General features: G+C 74.6%; 6 protein-coding genes. 4 read left to right on the forward strand and 2 right to left on the reverse strand.

Going from position 1 to position 6,990, the window contains the following annotated elements; translation table 11 throughout:
• Both LG632_RS29055 and LG632_RS29060 read right to left on the reverse strand, forming a co-directional pair.
• Positions 1–1,297: RING finger family 4 domain-containing protein (locus LG632_RS29055; protein ID WP_308109417.1), on the reverse strand; the 1,297-nt coding region annotated here is incomplete at its 3' end.
• A 446-nt stretch (positions 1,298–1,743) separates the two neighbouring features.
• On the reverse strand, positions 1,744–2,385 hold the full coding sequence (locus LG632_RS29060) for a TetR/AcrR family transcriptional regulator (protein WP_226730850.1): 642 nt from the start codon (positions 2,383–2,385) through the stop codon (positions 1,744–1,746).
• Positions 2,386–2,501: 116 nt separating this feature from the next.
• Between LG632_RS29060 and LG632_RS29065 the strand changes: the two genes are divergently transcribed.
• From LG632_RS29065 to LG632_RS29080, 4 genes are read left to right on the forward strand one after another with little or no spacing between them, the layout of a single operon-like run.
• Positions 2,502–3,299 (forward strand): acetoacetate decarboxylase family protein, encoded by a 798-nt coding sequence (locus LG632_RS29065; protein WP_226730852.1) that lies wholly within the window; start codon positions 2,502–2,504, stop codon positions 3,297–3,299.
• 1 nt (position 3,300) lies between these two features.
• Positions 3,301–4,185 carry an SDR family NAD(P)-dependent oxidoreductase gene (locus LG632_RS29070; RefSeq protein WP_226730854.1) on the forward strand — a complete coding sequence of 295 codons (885 nt, stop codon included), beginning with the start codon at positions 3,301–3,303 and terminating at the stop codon, positions 4,183–4,185.
• Between the two features lie 11 nt (positions 4,186–4,196).
• Positions 4,197–5,483, forward strand: coding sequence for an amidohydrolase family protein (locus LG632_RS29075; protein WP_226730856.1), 1,287 nt, complete (start codon positions 4,197–4,199; stop codon positions 5,481–5,483).
• Positions 5,480–6,712 carry an amidohydrolase family protein gene (locus LG632_RS29080; RefSeq protein WP_226730857.1) on the forward strand — a complete coding sequence of 411 codons (1,233 nt, stop codon included), beginning with the start codon at positions 5,480–5,482 and terminating at the stop codon, positions 6,710–6,712. The genes LG632_RS29075 and LG632_RS29080 overlap by 4 nt, the downstream gene beginning before the upstream one ends.
• Positions 6,713–6,990 lie beyond the last annotated feature (278 nt).

Here is a 6,990-nt window from a genome sequence, read left to right on the forward strand (position 1 = left end):
TGGCCGCCGCGAGCCGCAGCAGGTGGTCGAGCCGGCGCACCAGCTCGCCGGGCCGCTGCGCGGCGATCCCGGTGGCCGTGCCGAGGTCCCGCGCGGCCAGCGCCTGCTCCAGCCGCCCGGCCCAGGTGGCGGGCCGGATCCGGCCCGTTCCGTGGTCCACCCGTACCGCGTCCGGATGGCCGGCCGCCGTCTCCAGCAGGGCCGCCCCGAGCGCGGTGGCGGGCGAGACCGGGGTCGCGCGCAGCACGGCGAACGCGAGCGCGGCCCGCGGGTGGCGGGCGTGGCCCTCGAAGGGGTGCAGGCTCTCGGCGGCCCGCTTCCACGCGGTCGGGTGCCGCAGCACGTCCTCGACCAGGAAGGGCACCGGCAACGCGTCGAGCACGGCGAGCAGTTCGCGCCGCAGCCGCCGGGGCAGCCCGCCGAACCGGGGGAGCGGCGCCAGCCCCGGGTCCCCGCCGGAGAGCACCGCGAGCACCCGCAGCACGTCGGTGGCGGTGGTCAGCCGCTCGCCGGGCAGCGCGCGTACGACGGCCTCGGCGCCCTCCGGCACGTCCGCGAGCAGGGTCGCGACGACCAGGGCCTTGGTCTCGCGGACCGGGATCTCGGCGGGCAGCAGCCCGCGCCCGGCGGGGGAGAGCGGCAGCAGCGTCAGCAGGTCCGCGCGGTCCTGCGGGGACAGCGGGGTGCGCCGGGCCAGGAGGTCGCCGACGAGTGCGGTGGCGTCGGCGGCCCGGTCGGTGCCCAGGCGCATCAGCCGCAGCGGGCCCTCGGTGGCCGGGGCGGCGGCGCCGACCGCCCGGACCGCGCGCAGGAACGGTTCACCGGTGTCCACCCGGCGGTGGCAGATCGGGCAGCCGTCGTACGCGGACGCGTCCCAGCACAGCCGGCACACCAGGTGCGCGCACGGCGAGAGGGCGCGGACGAGCTTGGCCTCGCCGCACAGCACGCACGGCTGGCCCGGCCGCTGGAGCAGGTGCGCGAACACCCGGTCGACGTACAGCGCCTCGGTGTCGCGCGGCACGGCCTGGGGGAAGCGGCGCAGCAGCGGCCGGTGGGTGCGGTGCGAGCCGAGCAGCTCGTCGGCCAGTCCCACCAGCCGGACGTGGGCGGCCGCCAGCTCCTCGGCGGGGAGCCCGGCCAGGGCGTCGTGCAGCTGCGGTGAGAGCAGGTACCCGCGGCCGAGCAGTTCCGTCTCCAGCCTGCGCAGTGCCGGTCCCGGCCCGGCGCCGCCGGCCGGTACGGGATCGACGTAGACGGTCTGGACACGGCGCAGCAGGACGGAGTCGGCAGCGTGCAACGACGGATTCCCCTTCGGGAGGCGGCGGTGGAAACGGCGCGCGCGGGCCGCTCCCGTACGCGACGGGCGGCGGCCCCGCGGACACGAGCGCGGGCGGGCACTGACGAGGACGCGCGGGCCCTGAGGCGGACGGGCGGGCACTGACGAGGACTTGGGCGGGGGGCTGACGTGGACGCGGGCGCCGAGGTGGCCGGGTCGCCGACCCGGACGCGGACGGGGTCGGGCCTGGACGCGGACGCGAGCGGCGCGGACGCGACGTGGGCACGGGATGCGGGGTACCGCGCGAGCGGCCCGCTGCCCGCTGCCCGCAGCGCGCGCGGAGAGCCGGTGGGACAGGAGCGGAGAGTGGGCGCGCCGAATCGTTGTCAGGAGTGAGAAGGATGCACGCCGGGGAGCCGCCCCCGTGGCCCTGATTCCACCACACCGGACGGCCCGCGCCAACCCGTTTATCGCGGCGGCGCCAGCAGCGACTCCGTCAGGGCCCGTACGGACAGCAGGAACAGCCGCTCCGGGTCCGGCGGGCGGGCCAGGGCCCGCGCGAGGGCCGGGTCGTCCGGCGCCGAGGCCGACGCGGGGGCGTGCGGGTGCGCCCACAGTTCGCCCTCGGCCGGGGACTGGGCGGGAGAGCGTTCGCGGTTGCGCTCGACCAGGACGAAGCCGACGGTCTGGAACTGCACCGCCCGGACCGCGTCCGCTGCGCGCGCCCCGCGCAGCCCGGCCGCGTGCACCTCGTGCACCAAGGCCTGCTGGGCGGGCAGGAACATCCGCTCGGTCAGGCCCCGCTCGTGGACCAGCGCGATCAGATGGGGCCGGGCGCGCAGCTCGTGGCGCATGCGGCGGGCGACGGAGACGATCCGCTCGACCGGGGTGCGGCCGGTCGGCCGGATCGCGCCCATCTCCGTCACCGTCCGCTCGACCAGCGCGTCCAGCAGCTGCTCGCGGTTGCCGACGTGCCAGTAGATCGAGGTGACGGCGGTCCCCAGTTCGGCGGCCAGCCCGCGCATGGTCAGGGCCCCCGGGCCGTGCTGCTTGACCAGGGACGCGGCGGCGGCCAGCACCTCGTCCCGGGTCAGCGGGCTTCGCGTCATGGCGCTCCTGTCGGTCCGTCAGATACCAGGGTGCAGCCCTCTTTACCCTTCATCGGCGCGGGTGTAACTGTGTTACAGAGCCCGGGTACGACACCGACGAAGGGTGGTACACCCCCATGGCACGCGTACGGTACGGCGCGCGCGGCGAGGCGGAGATCGCCGCCTCCCGCGCGAAGAGCGCGAACCTCCCCGACATCTGGTCCACCGGTGTGGTCGCCGTCTGGGAGACCGATCCGGACGTGGTGGCGGCCGTGCTCCCGCCGCCCCTCAAGCCCGGCGAACGGCCCCTGGTCCGGGCCAACATCAGCAAGGTCGACCTGCCCGGCTACCCGCTCGGCGCCGGTTCCGTGGCCGTCGCGGCCCGGCACGGCGGGGTCGAGGGCTGGTACCCGCTGGTCATGCCGATGACCCACGAGCGGGCGCTGACCGGTGGCCGCGAGGTGTTCGGCGAGCCCAAGAAGCTCGGCGAGGTCACGGTCGAGCGCGACGGCCTGCTGGTCCGGGCCGCCCTCGCCCGGCACGGCATCGCCTTCGTGGAGGTGCGCGGCGCCGTCGACCGGGCGCTGCCGGTGCCCGAGCCCGCGGTGAAGACGGACTTCTACTTCAAGTTCCTGCCGGCCGTCGACGGTGACGGCTTCGACGCCGACCCCGTGCTGGTCCACTGCACCCGCAACGAGAAGGTCCGCAAGCTGGAGCACGTCACCGGTGACGTGGTCCTGCGCGAGTCCATGTACGACCCCGTCGCCGACCTGCCCGTCCGCCGCCTGGTCGAGATCACCATCGGGGAGAAGACCACCGACCAGAAGGGCCGGGTCGTCGAACGCGTCAGTGCCCATGCCCTGCTGCCGTACCTCCACCAGCGCTACGACGACCCGCAGCAGGCCTTCGACGGCCCGCCCGAGGGGAGCGTGTGACATGCGACTCGAACCAGGTCAGGTGGCCGTCGTCACGGGAGCCGCCGGCGGCATCGGACTGGCCATGGCCCGCCGCTTCGCGGCCGAGGGCCTGAAGGTGGTCCTCGCCGACGTCGAGGAGGGCGCCCTCGCCAAGGCCGCCGGAGAACTGTCCGCGACCGGCGCCGAGGTCTTCGCCCGGCGCACCGACGTCGGCGACCGCGACAGCGTCCTCGCCCTCGCCGAGGCCGCCTACGACGCCTTCGGCGCCGTGCACGTCCTGTGCAACAACGCGGGCGTCGGCTCCGGCGCCGAGGGCCGGATGTGGGAGCACGACCCCAACGACTGGAAGTGGGCCTTCTCCGTCAACGTCTGGGGCGTCTTCCACGGCGTCCAGGCCTTCGTCCCGCGCATGCTCGCCGCAGGCGCCCCCGGCCACGTCGTCAACACCTCCTCCGGCGACGGCGGGATCGCCCCGCTGCCCACGGCCTCCGTGTACGCCGTCACCAAGGCCGCCGTGGTCACCATGACCGAGTCCCTCTACGCCCACCTCAAGGCCGAGGGCGCCGCGATCGGCGCGTCCGTCCTCTTCCCCGGCCCGCACATGCTGCGCACCGGCCTGTGGGAGTCCCACCGCAACCGCCCCGAGCGGTACGCCAAACAGCGCCCGCGCCGCACCCCGTACCGCAGCCTCGACCAGTACGAGGCCGCCATGAAGCAGGCCGGGCACGAGGTGCGCTTCACCCCCGTCGAGGAGGTCGCCGACCTCGTCGTCGACGGCATCCGCGCCGACCGCTTCTGGATGCTGCCGGCCAGCGAGCACAGCGACCGCCAGATCCGCGCCCGGTCGCAGTCCATGCTCGACCGCGCCAACCCCGCCTACCTGGAGAGCTTCATCCTCGACTGAGGAGTTTCACCGTGAGCGAGTACGACGACCCGTACCTGATCATCTCCTCCGACTGCCACGCGGGCCTGCCCACCGAGCAGTACCGCCCCTACCTCGACCGCCGGTTCCACCGGCAGTTCGACGAGTTCCTCGGCCAGCGCGACGCCCGCCGCGAGGAGGCCACCCGGCTGGGCGTCCGCAACGAAGCCTTCGCCGAGAAGTGGTTCCGCGAGCACGAGGAGGGCCTCAGGGGCGGCTGGGACGGCGCGCAGCGGCTGAAGGAGCTCGACGGCGACGGGGTGGCCGCCGAGGTGGTCTTCCCCGACGCAGACGCCGTCGACAGCCAGACCGCGGCCCCCTTCGGAGTGGGCCTGGGCCTGTCCGGCGACCAGGACCCCGAACTCGGCATGGCCGGCGCCCAGGCGCACAACCGGTGGCTGGCCGAGTTCGTCGGGCAGCATCCCGAACGGCACTGCGGGGTGGCCCTGCTGCCCGTCACCGGCGAGCCGGCGAAGGTCGTCGCCGAGATCCACCGGGCCAAGGAGTCCGGCCTCGGCGCCCTGATGATCCCCTCGATGTGGGTGGACAAGGCCCCGTACCACGACCGGCGCTACGACCCGGTCTGGGCGGCGGCGGCCGAGACGCAGATGCCCGTGGTCACCCACTCCGGTGCCGCCCCGCGCCACGAGTACGGCGACCACCTGGGCATCTACGTCTCCGAGGTCACCTGGTGGCCGGCGCGCCCGCTGTGGTTCCTGATGTGGTCGGGCGTCTTCGAGCGCCACCCGGGCCTGAGGTTCGGCGTCGCCGAATCGGGCTGCTGGTGGCTGCCGAACCTGCTGTGGTTCATGGACCGCCTCTACCTCGGCGCCCACGGCGGCAAGAAGCTGTCGCCGTTCGCGGAGCTCACGCGCGCGCCGAGCGAGTACCTGGACCGGCAGGTCTTCGTCTGCGCGACCAACACCAAACGGCGCGAGCTCGCCCAGCGCTACGAGATCGGCGTCGACAACATCCTGTGGGGTTCGGACTTCCCGCACCCCGAGGGCACCTGGCCCGAGACCCGCACCTGGCTGCGCAACACCTTCCACGACATCCCCGTCGCCGAGACCCGGCGGATGCTGGGCCTGGCCGCGGCCGAGGTATTCGGCTTCGACACCCGGAAGCTGGCCCCGATCGCCCGCCGGATCGGCCCCACCCCGGCGGAGCTCGGCCAGGACCGCGACCAGGCCGCCGTCGAGGCGTCGTGGGCCCGTTCGCGGGAGACCGGCCGGCACTGGCTGACGGGCCACGACTTCCCGGTGCTGGGGGTGACGCGGTGACGGGGGAGGACCGCTACACGGTCGTCTCGGCGGACTGCCACGCGGGCGCCGACCTGCTGGACTACAAGCCGTACCTGGAGAGCAGGTACCACGACGCCTTCGACGCCTGGGCGGCCACCTACGTCAACCCGTACGAGGACCTGCTCGCCGACACCGCCGACCGCAACTGGAACTCCGACCGCCGCCTGGCCGACCTGGAGGCCGACGGCATCGTGGCGGAAGTGGTCTTCCCGAACACCATCCCGCCGTTCTTCCCCAGCGCGGCCCTGATGGCACCGGCCCCCACCCGGGCCGAGTTCGAGCAGCGCTGGGCGGGGCTGCGGGCGCACAACCGGTGGCTGGCGGACTTCTGCGCGCAGGCTCCCGGCCGGCGGGCGGGCGTCGCCCAGATCCTGCTGAACGACGTCGACGAGGCCGTCAAGGAGATCCGCCGCACCAAGGAGGCCGGGCTGACGGGCGGCGTCCTGCTGCCCGGGGCGCCACCCGGCAGCGGGGTCCCGGAACTGTACGCGGACGTCTACGACCCGATCTGGGCGGTCTGCGAGGAGTTGGACGTCCCCGTCAACCACCACGGCGGCTCCGCCTCCCCGCCGCTGGGGGAGGAGCCGGCGGCCCGGGCGGTCTTCATGGTGGAGACCACCTGGTTCTCCCACCGCGCCCTGTGGCACCTGATCTTCGGCGGCGCCTTCCGCCGCCACCCGGGCCTGAAGCTGGTCCTGACCGAGCAGGGCTCGGGCTGGATCCCGGGTGTCCTGGAGATGCTGGACTACTACCACGGCCGCCTGGTGAACGCGGCGGCGAAGGCGGCCACGGCGGAGTCGAAGTTCGGCGCGGGCCTGGCCGAGTCCATGGGCAAGGGCCCGAGCGAGGTGTGGCGGGACAACTGCTTCGTCGGCGCGAGCTTCATGCGCCCGCACGAGGTCCCGCTCCGCGACCGGATCGGCCTGGACAAGATCATGTGGGGTGCGGACTACCCGCACGACGAGGGCACCACCCCGTACTCCCGGGAGGGCCTGCGCATCGCGTACGCGGGCCTGCCGAGGCAGGAGGTCGCCGCGATGGTCGGCGGCAACGCCGCCCGCGTCTACGGCTTCGACCTGCCCTTCCTGGACACCCTGGCGGCCGAGCACGGCCCCCTGGTCGACGAGATCGCCACGCCGCTGCCCGAGATCCCCCCGCGGGCCACCAGCCCGGCCTTCGCCCGGGGCGGCTCGGTCCGCGTCTGGTGACCCGCCCTCCCGCCGGACCGGCTCGGCTCTGCCCGAACGTGAGCCGCTCCGGCGGGGGCGGTGCCGCCGACGGGGCGAACCGCCGGCGGCACGGCCGGATACCGATCGGTAACAACCCCTGGCCGCGGCCCCCGACCCGCCCTAGGGTGCCGCCATGCCGAACCTGCCCGATGGCCTGCCGTGGTCCATGTCCGCCGCGTACCGGGGGAGCGCCGCGTGAGCGCCCCGACCGGGCCGGAGCCCCGTACGCCGGCCGGCGCGCCCGGCGATCCACGCGC

The organism is Streptomyces antimicrobicus, from assembly GCF_020532625.1.
In the GTDB taxonomy this organism is placed as follows: Bacteria; Actinomycetota; Actinomycetes; order Streptomycetales; family Streptomycetaceae; genus Streptomyces; species Streptomyces antimicrobicus.